Source organism: Streptomyces sp. NBC_01210, assembly GCF_036010325.1.
Classification (GTDB): Bacteria; Actinomycetota; Actinomycetes; order Streptomycetales; family Streptomycetaceae; genus Streptomyces.
The window spans coordinates 6,942,268-6,964,819 of the sequence record NZ_CP108549.1 but is presented as its reverse complement, the minus strand read 5'-3'; the positions used below and the strand labels follow the sequence as shown (position 1 = coordinate 6,964,819).

Sequence of the window (22,552 nt, the reverse complement as noted above, 5' to 3'; positions counted from 1 at the left end):
GGTGGTCCGGCCTCGTGAAGAGGTTCGTCAGCTCCTGAGGTGTGTCCAGGCTGATGATCCGCCGAAGATCCGGTCCAACGCCCGGTCGGGCATCAGCCTGGCCAGCACGCGACTGCCGGTTGCGTCTCGGCCGACGGTGTAGCGGGTTTTGGGCCGCTGGGCGACGAGCGCGCGGAAGATCACCCGGGCGACGTCGTCGGGGGTCGTGCGGCTGGTCCGGGCCGAGGTCTCGTTGTCCTTCATGAACTGCTGGAACGGGTGGCGGTAAAGCTCCTGGACCGGCTCCGGGACGCCGTCCAGTGCCCGGTTGCCCTCGCCGGACATCTTGCCCCAGAGCGGGGTCAGGACGGCGCCCGGCTGAATCACCACGACAGGGATCCGCTGCGGAGCGAGCTCGCGGCGCATCGTGTCGCTGATCGCCTCCTTGGCGAACTGAGAAGCGGCGTAGGCACCGAGAAAGGGGAGAGCGACGTTCCCGAGGCCCGAGGAAATGTTGACGACCCGCCCAGCGCCGGCTCGCAGCAGCGGCAGGAACCCCTGGGTCACCTGCAATTGACCGATCACATTGATGTCGAGCTGCCGGTGCATCAGCTCCATCGGCACGCACTCCAGCGGAGCCGTGACCGCGATGCCCGCGTTGTTGACCAGCCCCCACAGCCCCGCCTCACCGGTCAGCTCGGTGACCTCGTGCACGGCCGCCTTGACTGACTTCTCGTCCGTCACGTCCATGATCACCGGGGTCAGCCGTCCGGTGGCGGCTCCTTGCAGCCGTTCTCCGTGCTCGGGCCGGCGGACTCCGGCGATGACGTGGAAGCCCACCCGGGACATGTGCAGCGCGCAGGCTTCCCCCAGTCCGGATGAGGTTCCGGTGATCAGCACGGACCGGCCTGCGGGTGACGTCGGACCCGACGATTTCGACACTTGTTCACTCCAGTTCAGGACTTGGAGGCAGACAGGACCGCGCCAGCCATCCGTCGGCGAGTCGCTGCGCCTGCTCGCCGTGATAACCCCCATGACAACCGAACGGTTTCGGGTCTCTCCGCCTGTAGTCGGTATTTGCCATCCCAGAGTCGAGGGCGCCGTAGGAAAGGCTCGCGATGAACTCGCATGGGAGGACGACCGGAGACCAATCGCGCCGCGACGTCCTGCCGACCGATGGCGCACACGCGGTTGACCGAGCGCGCCAGGCACGGTGGTCCGCCGCGGCAAATGCGTTCCACAGGCGAGTGCGTCCGAACGGATGAAAAGGAAGAACAGGAACCTTTCGTCAAGTTGTCCCATTTCATGGGTCAAGAGATGGTGATTGCGACATTCCCCTCAAGGAGGACACGTGACCGCTGCGGCGCAGGACGTCATCACTATCAAGCTCGAGCGCACGTTCGAGACCATGGATGCCAACCAGGACGGCTACCTGGATTGGACGGACTATCAGAAGCTCGCCGACCGCTACATCACGGCGTACAAGCTTGCCAAGGACGACCGCCGAGCCAGGGCGCTCCAGTCCTTCTGCCAGATCTACTGGCTGGAGCTGCTCCGTCACGCTGGCGTCGACGGGGACCGGCTCACGAAGGACCAGTTCGTTACGGCCAACCGCCTTGCGGTGATCGACACCAGCCGGCTCAACGTGACCGAGGGCGGCGGCCACGCGATCTTCGACGTCATCGACGTCGACGGCGACAACGAGATCAGCAAGGACGAGTTCGCGCGGTTCCTGAGGGACGTGTGGAAGAGCGACGCGCCCGACGCGATGGACATGTTCACCAAGCTGGACACCGATGGAGACGGCGCGATCTCGCGCCACGAGTTCATCCGCGCGGTGCGCGAGCACTTCCTCTCGAACGACCCGGATGCGCCGGGCAGCCTGTTCTTCGGGCGTGTGTGAGCGGATCCGCGTGAGCTGGTACTGCAATCGCGTTCCCGGAATGGGCCCGGCTGAGCAATGCGCCGTAATAGCACCTGGGTGGCGGGGCGATCACGTCCGGGGGCCAGGTCACTGTGTGGCGTATACCCCCTATCGGCGGTAGCTCTCCGAGTGCGGTTGCAGTACCGCCCTTTGGTGTTCAGTAGCGCCCCCCGAAGGGCTTCTTCAGCGGTGATTTTGGGTCAGCGGACGGTATGTCCGGGGGATCGGATGAACCCGCCGTTCGCGGCCCCGTCTCAACTGCCTGCTTTTACTTATTGAATATGTTTGCCCCCGCTTCGTCGCAGGAGCTTTCGCGTGGGCTGGCCGGACGCGTCCACGACCCCAGCGAACGACTCAACGCACCGTGAAAGGCCACGTCATGCTGACGCAACCCCCCCACACCTCCGGCGAAGTGGGGACCTTCTACAACCGCCACACGGATGTCTACGACCATGCGCTCGGCGGAAACATCCACGTCGGCTACTGGGATGACGAAGCGGACGACAGCCCCATGCAGGTGGCGACCGACCGGCTGACGGACCTCGTCGCCGAACGCCTCGCCCCGGTCGAGGGCCAGCACCTGCTCGACGTGGGCTGTGGACACGGGAGCACCGCGGCGCGCATCGTCGCGCACCATGCCGTGCGGATCACCGGGGTCAGTGTCAGCGACTACCAGGTCGAACTGGCCAACAGCCGTCCGCAGCCGCCGGAGCTTCCCGGACGGGCCACGTTCCAGTTGTCCGATGCCATGGAACTTCCCCTCCCGGACGAGTCGTTCGACGGCGCGTACGCCATCGAGTCCTTGATGCACATGAAGGACAAGGGGGCGGCCATCGGCCACATCGCACGGGTCCTGCGTCCTGGTGGGCGGCTGGTCATCGCCGAGCACAGCCTCGAAGGTGAGCTCGCTCTCCCGGACGCCGCCCGCATGGCCGACGCGTACGCCTTCTTCAAGTTCTCGCTGAGTACTGACGTATACCGGAAGCTGCTGCGGGAGGCCGGCCTGGAGGTGGCGGACTACACCGACATCACCGAGAACGTCCGGCGGTGCTACGACAGCATGATCTGCGGCTGGCGGAATGCCGCACGCGATCTCGATGGCCAGGAGGCGCGCGAAATGGAAACAGCGGCCGACCTCGGCGAGTGGTTCTTCGGTGCGGTCCCACAGCTGCGGTACGGACTCCTGACCGCCGTTCGCCCTTGAGTCCCGACTGGTGCCGCCGAGGTCCTACACCCATGTCCTCTCTGCCCTTCCGGAACCGCTGCCCCTACCGCTTGGACGGCAGCGCCGCGGACGTCCACGGCGAAGCAGCGGCGCTGCGTGCTCTGGGGCCCGCCGCCCGGGTCGAGCTGCCCGGTGGCGTACCGGCATGGTCGGTCACCGACCCGGGCCTTGTCCGGCGGTTATTGATCCACCCCTGGGTATCCAAGGACGCCCACCGGCACTGGCCCGCCTTCGTTAATGGTGACCTTCCCGCCGACTGGCCGCTGCGGATCTGGGTCGACATCCGCACCGTCCAGACCGCCTACGGACCCGATCACAGCCGACTGCGCCATCCATTGGTCCCCGCGTTCACCGCCCGCCGCGTACGGGCGCTCGCTCCGTGGATCGAGAAGACCACCGCCGCGCTGCTGGACGACCTTGCGGATGCGGCTGCCGCCGCTCCCGGCGGAGTGGTGGACCTGCGGAAGCACTTCGCCTCGCGGCTGCCTTGGCTGACGGTCACCGCACTGGTCGGCCTGCCAGAGGTCATGCACGACAGATTCCAGGCCGTCAACGACACTGTCTTCACCACAAATCTGAGTGCCGAGCAGGCCGACGCCACCGCAGCCGAGGCGGCACAGCTCCTCGCGGACCTACTCGTAATCAAGACCGAGCGTCCCGGCGACGACATCGCCAGCGCTTTGGTCGGCGCCCACCGCGAGGGCCGGCTCAATGAGCGGGAGCTGGCCGACAACATCTGGATGGTGCTCGGCGCCGGCTATGGGACCACGGCGAACCTGCTGGACCACGCCGTGGTCAACCTGCTCACGCGCCCGGCCCAGCTGGACCTGGCCATGTCGGGCCGGGTCGGCTGGGACCAGGTCGTGGAGGAAACCCTGCGCCACCAGGCTCCGGTGGCCAACTTCATGATGCGCTTCCCTACCGAGGACCTGTACGACGAGGCGACCGGGCTGACGTTCTCGCGGGGCGAGGCCCTCGTCATCAACTACGCTGCGGTCGGCCGTGACCCTGGGGTCCACGGTGAAGACGCCGAGCTCTTCGACATCACCCGCGCCACCGCCCGTGAGCACCTGGCTTTCAGCCACGGCCCGACCTACTGCCTGGGCGCCGAACTCGCCCGTCTCGAAGGCCGCATCGCTCTGTCCGCGCTCTTCTCCCGGTTCCCCACTCTCGAACTCGCCGTAGGACTCGACTGTCTGTCTCCGCTGCCTTCCCTCATCTTCAACGGGCACCGAGAGATCCCTGTACGGCTCGAAGGAAACCCCAACAGTTGAACATGAACCACCACACGCCGTACCCCTTGACGGCGTATCAGCGCGATGTATGGTCCGTCGGCTCCCAGGCTCCGGAGTCACCACAGTTCAACTGCGTTCTCCACGAGCGTCTGGACGGCGGCGTCGACCACGAGCGGCTTGCCGTCTGCGCGGAGCGCGTGTTGCACCGCCATGAGACGTTCCGGCTGCAGTTCGCCGAACGCGCCGGCGTGCCCTTCCAACGGGTGGCCGAGGACCATGTTCCCGTCCCCGTGATCGACCTCTCGCACGAGCCCGGGCCGGACACCGCCTGCGCGGAGTGGATGCACAGATCGATGGCCGGCGCCCTGCCACTCAGCAGCAGCCCCCTCGTAGAAGCCACACTCCTCCTGGAGAGCCCGGATATCACGCATCTGCACATCAAGGCACACCACATCGTCGCCGACGGCTGGACCCTCGACCGGCTGAGCCACGAGATCCTCCAAGAATACGCCCGGGCGCCGCACGGCGATCCGCAGAGGAGCGCTCGAGAAACACCTTCCTACCTGGCGTTCGTCGAGGAGGACGCCGCCTACCGCAGCGGGACGGACGGCGACCGTGACCGTGCCTTCTACCGGGAATATCTCCACGGACTGGCACCCGCGCTCTTCACCCGTACCACGGACAGCGGTCCGCGTGGCCGCGGTCGCCACTCTTTCGTGATCGACGGTGCCCTCATCGGTCGGGTTCGCGCCGCGGGCTACTGGCCGTTCACGTACGTCGCGGCCATGCTCGGTACCTACCTGACGCGCCTGCACAGGAGCGAAGAGGTGGTCCTAGGCGTACCCTTCCTCAACCGTCCGACGGAGCGACACAGGGACGTTCTCGGTCAGTTCGCCAACACCCTGCCGCTACGGGTCGCAGCACCCGGCGCGCTGACCGTTCGGGAACTGCTCACCGGAATCCAGGGCACGACGCGCTCGCTCCGGCGTCATGAGCGGCTCGCGCTCGGCGACATCCTGCGGGAAGTGCCCACAGCGGCTCAGGGCCCACGGCAGCTCTTCGACGTGACGCTTTCCTACATGAACTGGTCCCGGCCGGAAGTCCCGGGAGTGGTGCGGCGGGGCACCCTGATGGCCCCCTCGCACGACCAGGACGCACTGGGTGTCCTGGTGTCCGCCTTCGACGACACGGCCGACATCCGTGTCGACCTGGACTACGCCCGTGACGTTTTCGACGAGGACCTTCCCATCGCCTCCGTGGCGGGTCACCTCACGACGCTCTTGGAGCACGGTCTGGACCTGTTGGACCGGCCTCTGTCCGACGTCCCCATGCTCTCCCCGGCCGAGTACCAGGACCTCACCGCCGGGCATGCCCTTGGCCGGCAGGTGCCTTACGCGGATCAGGCCACCCTGCACGGACTGTTCGAGGCGCAGGCCGCCCACCGGCCGGACCGGACCGCCGTCATCGCGGCGTCCGGGGAGACGCTGACCTACGTCGAACTCGACGAGCGGGCCAACCGTGTCGCGCGGGCCCTGCGGGCGGAGGGCGTCGGTCCGGACGACCGTGTCGCGGTGATGATGGAGCGGGGGCCGCGGTTGCTGGTCGCGTTGCTCGGCATCCTGAAGTCCGGCGGCGCCTACGTACCGGTGGACCCCGGCTACCCGGCCGAGCGGGTGCAATTTCTGCTGCGTGACAGCCGTGCCAAGGTGGTGATCGTCGATGACGACGCTCCCGCCGGCCTTCCCGCGGACGCGACGGTGCGGCGCGTCGGCGGCCTGCTCACCGGCAGCGGCGCCCCGGTCGAGCCGCTCGCCACCTCCCGTGACCTGGCGTACGTCATCTACACCTCCGGCTCGACCGGACAACCCAAGGGGGTCACGGTCGAGCACCGCAGCGTGGTCAACCGCCTCGCCTGGATGCAGCGCCGCTACCCGCTCGGAGGACGGGACGTCCTGCTGCAGAAGACGCCGGTCTCCTTCGATGTCTCGGTGTGGGAGCTGTTCTGGTGGGCCATTGAGGGCGCCGCCGTGGCCCTGCTACCGCCCGGCGGCCAGCGGGACCCGCGCGAGGTCCTGCGGGCGATCCGCGAGCACCAGGTCAGCGCCGTGCACTTCGTCCCCTCGATGCTCGGCCCGTTCCTCGACCTGCTGGAGGAGTCGGCAGCGGCCCGCGCGGGCATCCGGACCCTGCGGTACGTCTTCTGCAGCGGCGAGGCCCTGCCCGGCACCCGGGTCGAGCAGTTCAACCGCCTGGTCGACCGGTGGCGCCGTGAGAGCGGCACCAAGCAGCCGGTACGGCTGGTGAACCTGTACGGCCCGACCGAGGCGACGGTCGACGTCTCGTCCTACGACTGCCCGGGCGACCCCGCTCACGGCATCGCGCGGGTGCCCATCGGCCGGCCGATCGACAACACCAGGCTGTACGTGCTGGGCGCCTACGACCTGCCGCAACCCGTCGGTGTCGCCGGGGAGCTGTGCATCGGCGGGGTTGGTGTCGCCCGTGGGTATCTCGACCGCCCGGAGCTGACCACCGAGAAGTTCGGCACCGACCCGTTCGTGCCGGGCGGCCGCCTCTACCGCAGCGGGGACCTGGCGCGGTGGCTCGCGGACGGCGCCCTGGAGTACCTCGGACGAATCGACGGCCAGGTCAAGATCCGGGGCAACCGCGTCGAACCCGACGAGGTGACCGCCGTCCTGCTCGCCGTCCCCGGGGTACGGGACGCCATCGTGGTGGGCCGTACCACCCCCGACCGGGGAACCGTCCTGGCCGGCTACTACGTCGCCGAGGCCCCGATCGACACGGCACTGTTGCGCGAACGGCTCGGGCAGACACTGCCGGCGTTCATGGTTCCGGCCTCCTTCACCCGGATCGACGGCATTCCGCTGACCCCCAACGGCAAGGCAGACCGCGACGCGCTGCCACCACCGCACGACGTCCCGGAGGCCACCGCGGGCGGGCAGCCGCGCAACCGGACCGAGACCGTACTGGCCGAGGTCTGGGCCCGTGTCCTGGGCCATGAGACCGTTGGGATCCACGACGACTACTCCGCCCTCGGCGGCGACTCGATCACGATGCTCAAGGTGCGTGCCGAGGCGGAGGCCCGGGGCCTGCGCTTCTCGCTCACCGACCTCCTGCGCAACCCGACGGTGGCCGGCCTTGCCACGTGCACCGAGGAGTGCGACGCATCCGGGACCGAGGCCGCCCTGGCCCCGTTCGCCCTGGTGGCCGATGTCGACCGGGCCCGTCTGCGGGATGCCGAGGACGCTTACCCGCTGACCCGGATCCAGCTCGGCTTGCTGTACCACAGCCGCAGGCACGAAACGTCGGCCAGGTACCGGGACGTCTTCCGGTACACCCTGGAGATGCCGTGGAATGAGGAGCAGTTCCGTCGTGCCTTCGACCGGCTGACGGCACGGCACCCGGCGCTGCGCACGGCCTTCGACCTGGCCGGCGCAGAACCGTTGCAGGTGGTCCGCCCTCAGGTGTACGGCGGCCTGGAGATCGCCGATTTGTGTCCGCTCGACAGCGCGGCGGCCGAGGCCGAGGTACGCGCGCACATCGAGGCACGCCGCCACCACCCCTACGTGTTCGACCGGGCGCCGCTGTACCTGTTCCGCGCCCATGTGAGGCCCGCCACCGTCGACCTGGTCCTCAGCTTCCACCACGCGCTCCTCGACGGCGGCAGCGTCGCCACCCTGCTCCAGGAGCTGCTCCAGGACTACGCCCACGGCCTCGGCCTGGACATCGGCCCCGTCGAGGGCTCGGCGCCTCCTTCGCCGGCGGCCCACGTGCGGCTGGAGCAGAGCGCCCTGCGTTCGCAGGAGGCCCGGCGCTACTGGCGGGAAAAGCTGGCCGGCTGCGAGCCCGTGCCCATCGAGGCATTTTCGCCCCATCTGCCCGGTACCGGCCACCAGCCGGCCTCGCGGCGGGTCGACCTGCCCGGCCCCCTTGTCGAGCGGGCCCGGCACTTCGCGGCCGAACACTCCCTGCCCGTGAAGTCCGTGCTCTTCGCAGCGCACGCCCTGACGCTGGCCATGCTCGCCGGCACCCGTGACGTGACCACCGGCCTGATCACCCACGGCCGGCCCGAACTGGCCGGAGCCGAACGCATCGCCGGGCTCTTCCTGAACACGGTGCCCGTCCGCCTGAACACCGCACGGGACAGTTGGCTGGACGTGGCACGCGAAGGCTTCCGCCAGGAGCAGGACGGCCATCCCCACCGCCGCTACCCGCTGAGCGCGATCCAGGAGGACCACGGTGGGCCCGTCCTCGACACCGCCTTCAACTACGTGCACTTCCGTCAGCTGTCCCATGTCCTCGGGCTCCCCGGTCTGCGGCTCAGGGAGTTCTGCAGCTGGGAGGAGAACGACTTCCGTCTGATGGTGAACGCGGTCACCGAACCGGACGGCGCCGGCATGTGGCTGCGAATCGACTGCGACGGTGCGACGTTCTCGGCCGAGCAGGGCGATCTCTTCGCGGCCGGCTACCTGAGCATCCTGCGCCGTATGGTGGAACAGCCGCACGACACAGCGGACTTCGCCTTCCTCGCCTCACGACCCGTCCTCGCCTCGCCCGCGGAGTGCCCCACGGTCGTGGCGCGCTTCCTCGAACAGGCCGCGCGCACGCCGGACGCGACTGCCATGGTGATGGGCGAGGAGCGGTGGAGCTACGCCCGGCTCGCCGAGGCCGTAGAGAACGTGGCCGGGCGGCTGGGCGCGCTCGGCGCCCCGGCGAACGCCCGGATCGGGATCGCGATGAACCGGTCCCCGCTGACCATGGCGGTGCTCCTGGGTGTCATGCGGGCTGGCTGCGCGGTCGTCCCGATGGACGTCAGCTACCCCGCTTCCCGGCTGGCCACGATGGTCGAGCAGGTCCAGCCCTTCCGCGTCGTGGCCGAAGCCCCGTACGCCCACCTCGCCGGTGACCCGGCGCTGCTGCTGCCCGCCGAGTCGGTGGCCGCGCCAGAGCCGGTGTGCCGGGCGAGAAGCGGGACGGACGCGGAGAGCACCGCGTACGTCCTCTTCACGTCGGGCTCCACCGGGACCCCCAAGGGCGTCGCCATGCCGCATCGCCCCCTGGCCGCCTTGGTGGCCTGGCAGGCCGAGGCGCCCAGCGCGGCCGTGGGCGGTGTAACTCTGCAGTACGCACCGCTGAGCTTCGACATCTCCTTCCAGGAGATCTTCTCCACACTGTGCTTCGGCGGCACCTTGTGCCTGGTCGGCGACGCGGAGCGGCGCGACATGCCCGCGCTGCTGCGCCTGCTCGACCGCGAGCGCGTCGAGCAGGTCTTCCTCCCCCCGGTGGCCCTTCACCAACTGGCCGAAGCCGCCGGCACGCTAGGCATCACCCCACGGGCCCTGCGGGTGATGATCACCTGCGGTGAGCAGCTGCGCGTCACTCCCGAGATCCGCGCGCTGTGCGCCAGACTCCCGGGAGCCGTGCTGGAGAACCAGTACGGTCCGACGGAGACCCACGTGGTCACCGCATACACCATGACCGGTGACCCCGCAGCCTTCCCCGCGCTGCCGCCGATCGGCCGCGCCATCGACGGGGCCGAGGTGCACGTCCTGGACAAGCGGATGCGTCCGGTGCCGGTCGGGGCGCGGGGCGACATCTACCTGGGCGGCGGCTGCCTGGCCGACGGCTACGAGGGCCGCCCGGACCTGACCAAGGAGCGTTTCGTCCCCCATCCCTTCGCGGACGGAGACCACAGGCTCTACTACACGGGCGACATCGGCATGGTGCTTTCCGGCGGAGATGTCGTCTTCCTCGGACGCGACGACGCACAGGTCAAGGTACGGGGCTTTCGCGTGGAGCCGGCCGAGGTAGAACTGGCCGTCACCGGCCTGGCTGAGCGGTACCCGGGCCTGCGTGACGCAGCGGTCGTGGCTCGTCGGCGCACGGACGGCGAGGTATTCCTCGCCGCCTTCCTCCTCGGTGAGGGCACGGACGAGGACCTGGTCGGCGTCCGTGAGCGGTTGCGGGCCACCTTGCCCGACTACATGGTCCCCTCGCACCTGCAATGGGTCTCCCAGTGGCCTCTGACCCCCAGCGGCAAGCGCGACGACGCGGCACTGCGCCGCGCCCCGCTGACCGTCCCCGGCCGCGCCCCGGCCGCCGCGCCGCGCGACGCCTACGAGCGGGCGCTGACGGAGATGGTGGCGGACGTGCTGTGCCTGGACTCGGTGGGGGTGCACGACAGCCTCTTCGACCTCGGCGGCACCTCTTTGACCGCGATGCGGCTGGTGGTCCGGATCGAACAGCGCTACCGGGTGCACATCCCCCTGTCGGAGTTCATCGCGACACCCACCCCCGCCCGACTCGCGGCCCGGCTGCGTCAGGGCGGGGCGAAAGCCACGTTCGAGCCCCTGGTGCCGATCCGCCCGCAGGGCACCCGCCCGCCGCTGTTCATGGTCCACCCGATGGGCGGCAACGTACTATGCTACGTCGGGTTCGCCCGGCATCTTCCGGACGCCCAGCCGCTGTACGCGCTTCAGGCCGCCGGCGCCGAGCCCGGCACCACACCGCTGTGCACGGTGGAGGACCTGGCGGACAGCTACCTCACGGCGCTGCGGACGGCTCAGCCACACGGCCCTTACGCGATCGGCGGATGGTCATTTGGCGGCTTCGTCGCCTTCGAGATGGCCCGTCGGCTGCGGGCGGCGGACGAGCAGGCCGCCCTGCTGGTGCTGGACACCACCGCCCTGGAGCAGGGGCCGCGCGTCGCGCACGACGACGACGGCTTGCTGGAGTGGTTCTTCCGCGAGTTGCTCTGGCTGCGGGACGGCGGCGGGGCACCCGCACGGGTGCTTCCTGACGGACTTGGCTCGCTGGAGGAGAAGTTCGCGTTCATGGCCCGCGTCGCGAGCGAGCGGGGCGTCCTGCCAGCCGGCAGCTCGGGGGCCGTCATCCGCCGCCTGTTCGGCGTCTACCGGGCGCACTGGCAGGCAACTCTGGCCTACCGGCCCCCGCGCGAGGATCAGGACCTCACGCTGCTCCGCGCCGCGGAGCCGCTGCCCGCCGTCCTGTCCGCCATGCACAGCGCCGCCCGAACCCGTCATCAAGACCCCTGCAACGGTTGGAGCGCCATGACCAGCGGGCGGATCCAGATCATCCGTGTCCCCGGCGACCACCTGACGATCATGGAAGAACCGCACGTGGCCCACCTGGCCGGTACCGTCGCGGAGTTGATCAGCACCGCCTTCACCCGAACCGGCCGGGAGAGCTGACGTCATGCCATCGGGACGGCGTGTGAAAGCCCTGGTCGTTGGTGCCGGTATCGGCGGTCTGACGTGTGCGGTCGCGCTGAGGCGCGTCGGTATCGACGTTGAGGTGTACGAGCGCGCCACCGAGCTGCGCGACGTCGGCTCCGGTCTGTCGGTCATGAGCAACGCGGTTACTGCCCTGGCCGGTTTCGGCATCGACCTGGGACTGGACAAGCGCGGTCAGGCCGTGGAGTCGTTCAGGATCATGGACCGGCGCGGCCGACGGATCAGAGACCTGCCGTTCAAGGACGCCTGCGACCAGGTGGGCGTGCCAAGCTTCTGCCTCAGCCGCGCGGACCTCCAGGAGGCTCTGCTGGCGGAGATCGGAAATTGCCCAGTCCACCTGGGGGCGACCGCCATTGGCTTCGATGCCGTCGACGTGGGGGTCACCGCCCACTTCGAGGACGGCCGTTCGGCGAGCGGTGACATCCTGATCGGCGCCGACGGCTTCAACTCGGCCGTACGGCGCCACCTCGTCGGCCCCGAGCCGGCGTGGGACAGCGGATACCTCTTCCGGCTCGGCATCGTCCCCTTCCGGCACCCATGCCTCACCACGGGCGCCGTGCGCCACTACTGGGGCAGCGGACAGCGTTTCGGCCTCATCGACATCGGCCACGGCCGCTGTTACTGGTGGGCGGCCATGAGCACGCCCGAGGACACGCCCGCACCGAACCGGGTCAAGGACCTCCTCCGACGGGCATACGAGGGCTGGGCCGACGAGGTGCGGGCCGTGATCGACGCCACCCCGCAGGCAGACATCCTCACCGTGTCTTCGCGTGACCGGGCCTTCCTGGAACGGTGGGGCGACGGCCCCCTTACCCTGCTCGGCGACGCCGCCCACCCCATGTTGACCACGCTCGCCCAGGGGGCCGGCATGGCCATGGAGGACGCCGTCGCACTGGCACGGACGCTGGCCGAGCCGATGACGGGTGATGACCCGGCGCTGGCTCTGCGCGCCTACGAGGAGCGGCGCCGCGACCGCACCAGGGCGATGGTGGCCGGTTCCCGCCGGATGAGCGAACTGACTCAGGGGGCCACCCCCCGGAGTCGCCTGGTCCGTAATGCCTACTTCCGCTTGGTACCCCGCCACGTCCTCGCCCGGCAGACCGCCCAGGCCCTCGCCTATCCGGACGGTTCGGCCACCGGATCCAGCAACGTCCAGCGTGAGCTGAGCCCCTTGGAGCGCCTGTACTGGATCGCCGACCGGACCTCACCGCTCAACGTCATCGCCCGCGCCCGCGTCCACGGACACCTGCCCACGTCGCTGCACCGCCGCGCACTGGACACCCTCCAGCTCCGGCACCCCTTGCTGCGCGTCGCGATCACCGACGACGGCACCGGAGCGCACCCCGCCTTCGTCCCATTGGACGGGCGGCAGATCCCGCTTCGGTACGTCCACGTGCCGCCGGACGATCCCACGGCCGACACGCGGTGGGAGCGCGAGGTGAACGACCGCGAGCTCGTGGGGAGTGTGGACTGGCGCGCCGGTCCGCTGCTGCGCGCGGTGGTGATCACCTCGGGAGGAACGGGCGGCGAGAATGAAGGGCACGTCCATGACCTGCTGTTGACGGCCTCGCACATCATCGCCGACGGCAAGACGTGCCTGTCCCTGGTCCGGGAGTGGATCGAACTGGCCGCGCAACTGGACTGCGGCACGCGGCCTCAAGCCACCCCGCGACGGGCACTGCCCGCGACGGATGATCTTCTCCCTCTTCGCCACCGTGGCGCTGCGGGTGTCGCTGGGTTCAAGGCCATGATGCGCCGGGAACAGCAGGCGGCCCGGCGGCGCCCCGCACAGCGGGTCGTCCCCAGTCATCAGGTGCCGTTCGAGCAGCGACGCACCCGGATGGTGCACAGGTTCCTCACCGCCGAGCAGTTGGATCTGCTAGTGACTGCGGCCAAACGGCACGGCACCACGGTCCACGGAGTTCTGGCCGCCGCGATGGTGACGGCGGTCGCCCAGGACGCGGGAACCTCGGCGACGGCACACTTCTCGATCGGCTCGCCGGTCGACTTCCGTAATGATCTTGAACCAGCCGTCTGCCCCGACGAGGTCGGCACCTACGTGGCCACGGTTCCCTCCCGCGTCCGTTACGAGCCCGGCCGACCGCTGTGGCTGATGGCCCGGGCCATCAGCCAGGACCTGGTGTGGCGCCGGAGACGCCAGGAGCACCTGGCCACGATCAGCCTGCCGCGCTGGACCGGACCGAAGTCACTGGCGGACAGCGAGCCATTCATGCGTTTCATGGACGAGGAGGGGCCGATCAACCTGTGCCTGTCCAACGTCGGCCGCTACGAGTTCCCCGACCAGGCGGGCTCGTGGCGAGTCGGTGAGGCCCAGTTCCTCACGGGCGTCTCGGTGATGGGAGCCATCGTGGCGACGGCGACCACCAGTCACACCCAACTCGCCTGGAACTTCTGCTACGTCGAGGGCCTCATCCCGGCGCTGCGCGCACGGCGCATCGCTGACGACTCCGTCCGCACCATGCTCTCCGCCCTCGTCGAGTGACCGGTCGAGCCGAATACGTGCCGGATCTCGCGGATCCCCATGGTTCCCGCTCCTCCAACCCCTGGCTGCCTGCTTCCCATCGAAAGGTTCCGCCCCGATGACCGATACTCCGATCCCGACGCTGACGCGGCGTCGTGTCCTGCCCGTCGGCGAGAACGGCTCGCTGTGGGAGGCTCGGCCCTCGTGCGGGATCTTCGAGTTCCGCGGCATGCGTCTGCGGCTCACGGTGGAGGACCCCGCGGAGGTCCTGTTCCCGACCGACTGCGGGCTGAGCCTGATCGCCGCTCTCAACGGTGACAGCGCTCCTGGCCTGGAGGGTGCCAACGCCCTGGACATCGGGGCCGGTTCCGGTCTCTACAGCGTCGCCCTGCTCGCGGCCGGCGCCGATCGGGTGACCGCTCTGGACATCAACCCCGCCTCAGCCGCCCAGACCGCGGTGAACGTGGTGGCCAATGGTCTCGACGCCACGCGGCTGACCTGTGTCACTTCGCCGCTGGAGGAGTACACACCGGACGAGCGGTTCGATCTGGTGATGACCAATCCGCCGCACCTGCCCTACGACCCGAGTTATGCAAGGAAGGACGGGCTGGAAACAGCTCTCGTCGCCCGGAGAGGCGGCCGCGCGGTGTACGACTCCGTCGTCGAGCGCATGGACACGCTCCTCGCGCCAGGCGGCACGCTACTCATGGCGCACTCCTCACTCGCCGACATTCCCCGGACCGTCACGGAACTCACCACGCGTGGCTATGAGACCGAGACGCTTGAGATCTTCGAGATGGACATCCCGCTCCTGGCGTACGCCGAGCACAAGGAGACCATGCTGACCCTGCTGAAAGAACGGCGAGCAACGGGCCGAGCGGAATTCGACGGGTCGCGCTTCACGGTGCACGCCCTGATGTTCCGGCGCCCCGGGAACGCCACAGGCCGCTGACATCGCTTCGGCGCTACCTGACAACATCGGAGCGGATGGGCTCGCCGAATCTCTCGGCGGGCCCATCCGGACCACAACCGCCCCAGCGATCCCTCGATAAGTGCTTGAGCCGCGGCGGGCTACCGCCCCGGTTTGGCCACGCGGTGCAACTGCCGAACGATCCTGCTGGTGGTCGTGTACTACCGCGGAGATCGTAGATCTTCAGACCGACGCATCTTGCCTATCGTGCATCAATTGCGCGATCTCGGCCAGGGTGCTCGCTTCCGCGAGTTCGTCAAAGCTGATCTGCAATCCGGGGTCGCCTTCCAGCACGAGGGACAGTTCCACCACGAACAGTGAGTCCAGGCCGAGGGCCGTCGGCGTGGCTTCCGGGGAGACCAGCCCGGGCTGCACCTGGAACTTGTCGGTCAGGATGCTGACCAAGATGTCGTACATACCGCTTCTCCGAATGAGTTAGTGCGGGCGGGCGAGGTGCGGCCACACGACGGTGGTGGCGCCCCAAGCCAAGCCGCCGCCGAAGGCCGTCAGCAGGACGCGGTGTCCAGGCTTGAGGCTCCCTGCGCGGTTGGCGTGATCAAGGAGGATCGGGATCGACGCGGCCGAGGTGTTGCCGACCTGCTCGATATTGGACAGTGCGCCCTCCGCCGTGATGCCCAACCGCCCTGCGAGCATGGAGATGATCCGTGCGTTCGCCTGGTGGGAGACAATCCGGTCCACGTCCTGCGGCTTCCATTCCGCGGCGTCCAGAGCTGCTCGGGAGGCGGAAGTCATATGCTCCACTGCTCGCCAGAACACTTCTTGCCCCTCCAGACGCAGATACGAGTCCGCCGGGGTACCGCCGATCGCTGAGCGTTCCTCAGATCCGCCGCCACGTACAGTGATCAGGTCGCGGCCACCGCCATCGCTGCCCAGCACGCAAGGCCCCAGGGCACCGGGTTCCTCGTGGTGGCCCGAACGCAGAACGACAGCGCCGGCTCCGTCGCCGAAGAGCATGCTCGTCGGGTCATCCGGGGCGACGCTCAGCGACAGCGCGTCTGTCCCGATCACCAGAACGCTGTCAGCCGTGCCCGCGGCAATCAGGCCCTGCGCGACACCCAAGCCATAGATGAAACCGGCGCACACGGCCTGGACGTCCAGCGCGGCCACCCCAGTCATGCCCAGCCGTGACGCGACGCTTGGAGCGGTACCGGGGCACGGCCTGTCCGGCGACGTGGTGGCGACGACCACGGCTGCGACATCGCCGACCGCGGAACGGGCCAGAGCCTCCCGGCCGGCCGCGACCGCCAGGTCCCCACTGGTGGTACCCGGCTCAACGATGTGCCGGAACCGGATGCCGGAGCGCTGAAACATCCATTCGGGCGACCGACCCAGGCGCTCGACCAGGTCTTCATTGGCCACCCGGCGTGGTGGCAAGCACGACCCGGCACCTACCAGGACGGACGCCGGGACTCTCCGATCCCTCACTTTTCCACCCTTGACTTCGGACACGGACCGGGAGCCGCTTGGGCAACCGGAGCAGAAAGCCCTGCCTACTTCCAAGAGGGAGACAGTACTCCAAGTAGCCACGTGCCTACGCAGTGTCTCATGTGGCCCCGTGCCGTCACCCTTGCGCCTGACCTGATCCACCCGTAGCAGCGGCGGCCCGCGAGTCGCCCGCCAGTAACCCAACCACCCTGGTTACACCGTTCGTTTCAGACCTCGGTCGGGCTGGGCGGCGGATGAGCAGCTGTCGTGCCAGGCGGCTTTGGCTCGGGAGTCGCCGATTCGGTAGACCTTTTGGCCCGCGCCGACTCCGAAGATGAGGGACTGCACCGCAGCAGTGACGCACAGGGGGATGGTCACTGTGCTGGTGGTTCCGACCACGTCAGGGTGCGGTGGACGGCGCGGCGGTAGAACCACTACACCGCCATGGAAAGATTCCGGCCGGATCGCTGGACGCAGCTCCCTGCATCGTTCTTCTGCCCGGTCGCAAGCGCCAGGAGCACAAAACCGTCGAGCCGTTTCCCGGCTCCATCACGACGGACAGCAGATTGCCGTTTCACCGGTGTGCGGCCCGGCCCCTCAGTGTCTGGCTGGGGCGACCGCACGTAGTGGCAACTAGGGGCAGCTGGTACCACCCGGGCACTCCTGACGCTCCGTCGGAACCAGCGTCAGACGAGCGTCACACCACTTGCCTTCTGCGATCGCGAAGTCAGGACAAGCCGTCCACCCCCTCGTACGCCATCCACAAAGCTGCAGGCCAGCCGCATTTCCTGGTCACAGAAGACGGTCCACGTCGTGCACTCATCAAAACAGGTCGAGCCAGCCCACCCGAAGCCTCAAAATCTAGAAGAAATACAGGTCAGAGGCCCTTTGCCGCAGGCTCAAGAATAGCCACGCACTCCACGTGCGAGGTCATCGGGAACAGGTCGAACGCCCGCAGCGTGCGCGGCTTGTAGCCGTTGTCGCGGAAGTACGCCAGGTCGCGCGCGAGCGCCGCCGGGTCGCAGGCCACATACGCGATGCGCCGCGCGCCCAGGCCCGCCAGCTGCTTCACCGTCTGCTTGCCCGCTCCCGCGCGCGGCGGGTCGAGCACGATCAGGTCCACCTCGGTGATCTGCGTGCGCGGCAGCACCTGTTCCACCTTGCCGTGTTCGATGCGTACGCGCTCGAAGCCCTGCAGGTTGTGGCGCGCGTCCTCGACGGCGCGCTTGCCCGACTCGATGCCGAGCACCGCGCCCTTCTCGCCCACCCGGTCGGCGATGGCGCCCGCGAACAGGCCGACCCCGCAGTACAGATCGAGTGCCATGTCGCCCTTGCGCGGCAGCAGGCCCTGCATCACGGCCTTCACCAGGGTGTCAGCGGCCTGGGGATGCACCTGCCAGAAGCCGCCGTTGCCGACGCGGTACGTACGGTCGTCGGCGCGCTCCCGCACGAAGGCGCGGCCGTGCACCCGGTGCACTCCGCCGTCGCGCTCGTCGACGCGCAGCACCGAGACCGGCTTGTCCAGTTCGACCAGTGGCAGTCGGCCGCCGGGTCGCGGGGTGAGGATGACCTGGCGGTCGCTGGATCCAGTCGCGGCGATCGCCTCGACCGTGGCCATCTGGGACCAGTCCTGCTTCTCGATGCCGAGCTCGGTGACCCCCGGGGCGGCGATCATGCAGTGGTCGATCGGCTGGACATCGTGCGAGCGGTGCTTGCGCAGCCCGGCGCGGCCCTCCGTGTCGATCGCGTACTGCACGCGCGTCCGCCAGGCCGGCACTTCGCCCTTCGGAAGCTTGTCGCCCTCCGCGGGCATGACCGTGCCGTCCCAGCCGGCCTCCTCAGGGGTGAGGCCCGCGAGCCGCTGCAGCTGCTCGGCGATCACCTCGCCCTTGAGCCGCCGCTGGGCGCCCGGCTTGGCGTGCTGCCAGTCGCAGCCGCCGCAGTTCCCGGGGCCGGAGTACGGGCACGGGGCCTCGACGCGGTCCTTGGATGCCTCGAGGATCCGTACGGCGTCGGCGCGCAGGAAGCGGGAGTCCTCCTCGCCCTCGGTGATACGGGCGACGACCTTCTCACCGGGCAGCGTGTGCCGTACGAACAGCACCCGCCCCTCCTCGGTGCGGGCGATGCAGTGGCCGCCGTGTGCGACGGGCCCGACCTCGACCTCGTACTCCTCCCCGACCAGCGAAGACTCAGATGCGTTCTGCATGGCGGGGTGACTCCAGAGGATCAAAGGAAAACGGCCGGACAACAACCCACCACTCTACGTGGGTGTCGACCGGCCGCCTGCCATGAACGTTCGAGCGGAAGCCTCAGCTCGTGCGCGAGGGCTCGAAGACCTGAAGACGCGCAGACACGAAGACCCGCAGACTCGCGCCTCAGCTCTTGCTGGTGGGCTCCTTGGGCCGCTGGTCCACGGGCCCGCGCCGTACCGAACCGGGCGCGTTCCACTCCTGGCGCTTCCTCGCCCGCTGCTTCGCGGCCTCCGAGGACTCCAGCTGGTACGGCACCGAGGTCACCATCACTCCGGGCGTGAACAGCAGCCGGCCCTTGAGGCGCAGCGCGCTCTGGTTGTGCAGCAGATGCTCGTACCAGTGCCCCACCACGTACTCGGGAATGATGACGCTGACCACGTCCCGCGGGCTCTCGCGCCGCAGCCCCTTGACGTACTCGATGACAGGCCGGGTGATCTCTCGGTACGGAGAGTCGAGGATCTTCAGCGGCACATTGATGCCGCGTCGCTCCCACTCGTCCTTGAGCGCCTTGGTCTCGGCCGGGTCGACGCTGATGCTGAGCGCTTCGAGCTTGTCGGAGCGCATCAGCTTGGCGTACGCGAGGGCGCGCAGGGTCGGCTTGTGGATCTTGGAGACCAGGACGATGGAGTGCACGCGCGACGGGCGCACATAGTCGTCGGGACGCTCCTCCGCCGCGGCGATCTCCTCCGACACCCGGTCGTAGTGCTTACGGATCGCGGTCATCGTCCCGTAGAAGATCACCATGCCCAGCAGCGCCACCCAGGCGCCGTGCGTGAACTTGGTGGCGAGCACGACGACCAGCACCAGGCCCGTGAAGAAGGCGCCGAAGGTGTTGATCGCGCGGGAGCGGATCATATGGCGGCGCTTGGCCGGCTCCTTCTCGGTCTTCAGATGGCGGTTCCAGTGCCGCACCATGCCGGTCTGGCTGAGCGTGAAGGAGACGAAGACGCCGACGATGTAGAGCTGGATGAGCTTGGTCGAGTCGGCGCCGTACAGCCAGATCAGGAGTACGGCAGCGCCCGACAGCAGCACGATGCCGTTGGAGAAGGCGAGCCGGTCGCCGCGGGTGTGCAGCTGGCGCGGCAGATAGCGGTCCTGGGCGAGGATCGAGCCGAGCAGCGGGAAGCCGTTGTACGCGGTGTTGGCGGCCAGGAACAGGACCAGCGCGGTCGCTGCGGCGAGCACCACGAAGAAGAACGTTCCGTCACCGAAGACGGCGGCGGCGACCTGTGAGATCACCGGGTTCTGAACATAGCTTTCGCCGACCGGGCTGCCGTTGTTCAGCAGGTCCTGCGCGGGCTGCTCGGCCATCTTCACATCGGTGGCCATGGCCAGGCCGATGATGCCGCAGAACATGGTCACGGCGAGACCGCCCATCAGGGCCAGCGTGGTCGCGGCGTTCTTGCTCTTCGGCTTGCGGAAGGCGGGCACGCCGTTGCTGATCGCCTCGACGCCGGTGAGCGCGGCACAGCCGGAGGAGAAGGCCCGCAGCAGCAGGAAGACGAGGGCGAAGCCGGCCAGTCCCTGGTGCTCGGCCTTGATCTCGAAACCGGCGGTGGGGGCCTTCATGGTCTCGTCGAGCACCAGGCCCTTGAAGGCGCCCCAGGCGATCATGACGAAGACGCCGGCGACGAAGACGTACGTCGGGATGGCGAAGAGCTTGCCCGACTCCTTCACGCCGCGCAGGTTCATCAGCGTCAGCAGGACGATTGTCCCGATGGCGCAGAGAACCTTGTGCTCGACGACGAAGGGGACCGCGGAGCCGAGGTTCTCCACTCCGGAGGCGATCGAGACCGCGACCGTGAGGACGTAGTCCACCAGCAGGGCGCTGGCGACGGTGAGGCCGGCCTTGGGCCCGAGGTTGGTGGTAGCGACCTCGTAGTCGCCGCCGCCGCTCGGGTAGGCACGCACGTTCTGACGGTAGGAGGCGACGACGGTGAACATCAGAACTACGACGGCGAGCGCGATCCAGGGGCTGAAGCGGTAGGCCGACACGCCCGCGATGGAGAGCACCAGGAGGACTTCGCCTGGTGCATACGCCACCGAGGACAGCGGGTCGGAGGCGAAGACGGGAAGCGCGATGCGCTTGGGGAGGAGCGTTTCTCCCAGTCGGTCGCTTCGCAGCGCCCGCCCGATCAGGATCCGTTTGGGCACGTCGGTCAGTTTGGGCACGCAGAGGATCGTAAGCGTTCCGTATGAACACCGCCCACCCACCACCCCCCTATCGCTGCGGAATCTCCCGCTCCCCCGCACAGGGGGGTCCCTGGGCGGACCGCGCGTGTGTAGCTTGGGCCGCGGTCTGAGACCCTGACCCTGTTAAACCTGAGCAAAAAACCATTGACAGCCGGAAGGACGGTCGTGCACATCGTCATCATGGGATGCGGGCGAGTGGGAGCCGCTCTCGCGCAGACCCTGGAGCAGCAGGGGCACACGGTCGCCGTCGTCGACCAGGACCCCACGGCCTTCCGCCGCTTGGGCTCCGGGTTCGGCGGCCGCCGCGTCACCGGAGTCGGTTTCGACCAGGACACCCTGCGCGAAGCGGGGATCGAGGACGCCGGCGCCTTCGCCGCTGTCAGCAGCGGCGACAACTCCAACATCATCGCCGCGAGGGTGGCGCGCGAGATGTTCGGCATCGAGAACGTCGCGGCCCGTATCTACGACCCGCGACGCGCCGAGGTGTACCAGCGCCTGGGCATTCCGACCGTCGCCACGGTCCGCTGGACCGCCGACCAGATGCTGCGGCGGCTGCTGCCGTCCGGCGCGGAGCCGCTGTGGCGCGACCCCAGCGGCGGTGTGCAGCTCGCCGAGGTGCACACCTCGGCCTCCTGGATAGGCCACAAGGTCAGCACCCTGCAGGAGGAGACCGGCGTGCGCGTCGCCTTCCTCACCCGGCTGGGCGAGGCGATTCTGCCGACGTCGCAGACGGTGCTGCAGGAAGGCGATCTCGTCCACGTGATGATGCGTACGGACGAGGTCGAGAAGGTCGAGGCGGCCTTCGCCGAGGGCCCTGAGGAGGGCGGTCACTGATGCGGGTCGCTATTGCGGGCGCCGGCGCGGTGGGCCGTTCCATCGCGGGCGAGCTGCTGGAGAACGGTCACGAGGTCCTTCTGATCGACAAGGCGCCGACCGCCATCTCGGTGGAGCGGGTGCCGCAGGCGGAGTGGCTGCTGGCCGACGCCTGCGAGATCACCTCGCTCGACGAGGCGGCGCTGCAGCGCTGCAACGTCGTGATCGCGGCGACCGGTGACGACAAGGTCAATCTGGTCGTCTCGCTGCTGGCGAAGACCGAGTACGGGGTGCCGCGGGTGGTCGCCCGGGTCAACAACCCCAAGAACGAGTGGCTGTTCAACGAGTCCTGGGGCGTCGATGTCGCGGTCTCCACGCCGCGTCTGATGTCGGCTCTGGTCGAGGAGGCGGTGAGCGTCGGCGACCTCGTACGGCTGCTGCGCTTCAGCCACGGCGACGCCAACCTGGTCGAGCTCACGCTGCCCCCGGAGTCGGCCCTGGCCGGCACCCAGGTCAGCGATGTGGCCTGGCCCGAGGACACCTCGCTGGTCACGATCATCCGCGGCTCGCGGGTGCTGACGCCGGGCTCCGAGGAGACTCTGGAGGCCGGCGACGAGCTGCTGTTCGTGGCCGCGCAGGCGCGCGAGGAGCAGCTGGAGGACCTGCTCTCGGTACGCCGGGAGGATGCTTCGAGCTGAGTCTCGCAGGCTGTAAGCGGATGGGGCGTCCGGAATGATTCCGGGCGCCCCATCCGCGTATGAG

Annotated in this window: 13 protein-coding genes; 8 read left to right on the top strand and 5 right to left on the bottom strand. The window is 68.8% G+C overall.

The window, feature by feature from the left end:
* Window positions 1-27 precede the first annotated feature (27 nt).
* On the bottom strand, window positions 28-879 hold the full coding sequence (locus OG735_RS31705) for an SDR family oxidoreductase (RefSeq protein ID WP_327326552.1): 852 nt from the start codon (window positions 877-879) through the stop codon (window positions 28-30).
* A 451-nt stretch (window positions 880-1,330) separates the two neighbouring features.
* Here OG735_RS31705 and OG735_RS31700 point away from each other — a divergent pair, with 451 nt between their 5' ends.
* From OG735_RS31700 to OG735_RS31675, 6 genes are all read left to right on the top strand, one after another.
* Window positions 1,331-1,882 carry an EF-hand domain-containing protein gene (locus tag OG735_RS31700; RefSeq protein WP_327326551.1) on the top strand — a complete coding sequence of 184 codons (552 nt, stop codon included), beginning with the start codon at window positions 1,331-1,333 and terminating at the stop codon, window positions 1,880-1,882.
* A gap of 400 nt (window positions 1,883-2,282) precedes the next feature.
* Window positions 2,283-3,107 (top strand): methyltransferase domain-containing protein, encoded by an 825-nt coding sequence (locus OG735_RS31695; RefSeq protein ID WP_327326550.1) that lies wholly within the window; start codon window positions 2,283-2,285, stop codon window positions 3,105-3,107.
* Window positions 3,108-3,139: 32 nt separating this feature from the next.
* Window positions 3,140-4,402 (top strand): cytochrome P450 family protein, encoded by a 1,263-nt coding sequence (locus OG735_RS31690; protein WP_327326549.1) that lies wholly within the window; start codon window positions 3,140-3,142, stop codon window positions 4,400-4,402.
* 2 nt (window positions 4,403-4,404) lie between these two features.
* Window positions 4,405-11,592: a non-ribosomal peptide synthetase gene (locus OG735_RS31685; RefSeq protein ID WP_327326548.1), complete on the top strand. Its 7,188-nt coding sequence runs from the start codon at window positions 4,405-4,407 to the stop codon at window positions 11,590-11,592.
* A 22-nt stretch (window positions 11,593-11,614) separates the two neighbouring features.
* A complete protein-coding gene (locus tag OG735_RS31680) occupies window positions 11,615-14,137 on the top strand; it encodes an FAD-dependent monooxygenase (protein WP_327326547.1) in 2,523 nt (840 codons plus the stop codon).
* Window positions 14,138-14,234: 97 nt separating this feature from the next.
* Window positions 14,235-15,068 carry a methyltransferase gene (locus OG735_RS31675; RefSeq protein WP_327326546.1) on the top strand — a complete coding sequence of 278 codons (834 nt, stop codon included), beginning with the start codon at window positions 14,235-14,237 and terminating at the stop codon, window positions 15,066-15,068.
* 201 nt (window positions 15,069-15,269) lie between these two features.
* Here OG735_RS31675 and OG735_RS31670 read toward each other — a convergent pair whose 3' ends face one another.
* The 4 genes from OG735_RS31670 to OG735_RS31655 form a co-directional block, all read right to left on the bottom strand.
* The gene (locus tag OG735_RS31670; protein WP_327326545.1) at window positions 15,270-15,503 is read right to left on the bottom strand and encodes an acyl carrier protein; all 234 of its coding nucleotides are present in this window, start codon (window positions 15,501-15,503) and stop codon (window positions 15,270-15,272) included.
* Between the two features lie 18 nt (window positions 15,504-15,521).
* Window positions 15,522-16,466, bottom strand: coding sequence for a beta-ketoacyl-ACP synthase 3 (locus OG735_RS31665; protein WP_327326544.1), 945 nt, complete (start codon window positions 16,464-16,466; stop codon window positions 15,522-15,524).
* A gap of 943 nt (window positions 16,467-17,409) precedes the next feature.
* The gene (locus tag OG735_RS31660) at window positions 17,410-18,738 is read right to left on the bottom strand and encodes a class I SAM-dependent RNA methyltransferase (protein WP_327326543.1); all 1,329 of its coding nucleotides are present in this window, start codon (window positions 18,736-18,738) and stop codon (window positions 17,410-17,412) included.
* A 169-nt stretch (window positions 18,739-18,907) separates the two neighbouring features.
* Complete coding sequence (locus tag OG735_RS31655; RefSeq protein WP_327326542.1) at window positions 18,908-20,956, bottom strand: APC family permease; 2,049 nt, start codon at window positions 20,954-20,956, stop codon at window positions 18,908-18,910.
* Between the two features lie 186 nt (window positions 20,957-21,142).
* On the opposite strand from OG735_RS31655, the gene OG735_RS31650 reads away from it, so the two are divergent.
* Together OG735_RS31650 and OG735_RS31645 are read left to right on the top strand one after the other, a co-directional pair.
* Window positions 21,143-21,811, top strand: a complete 669-nt coding sequence (locus tag OG735_RS31650) for a potassium channel family protein (RefSeq protein ID WP_327326541.1) — start codon at window positions 21,143-21,145, stop codon at window positions 21,809-21,811.
* Window positions 21,811-22,488: a potassium channel family protein gene (locus tag OG735_RS31645; RefSeq protein ID WP_326653121.1), complete on the top strand. Its 678-nt coding sequence runs from the start codon at window positions 21,811-21,813 to the stop codon at window positions 22,486-22,488. The genes OG735_RS31650 and OG735_RS31645 overlap by 1 nt, the downstream gene beginning before the upstream one ends.
* The last annotated feature ends 64 nt before the right edge of the window (window positions 22,489-22,552 follow it).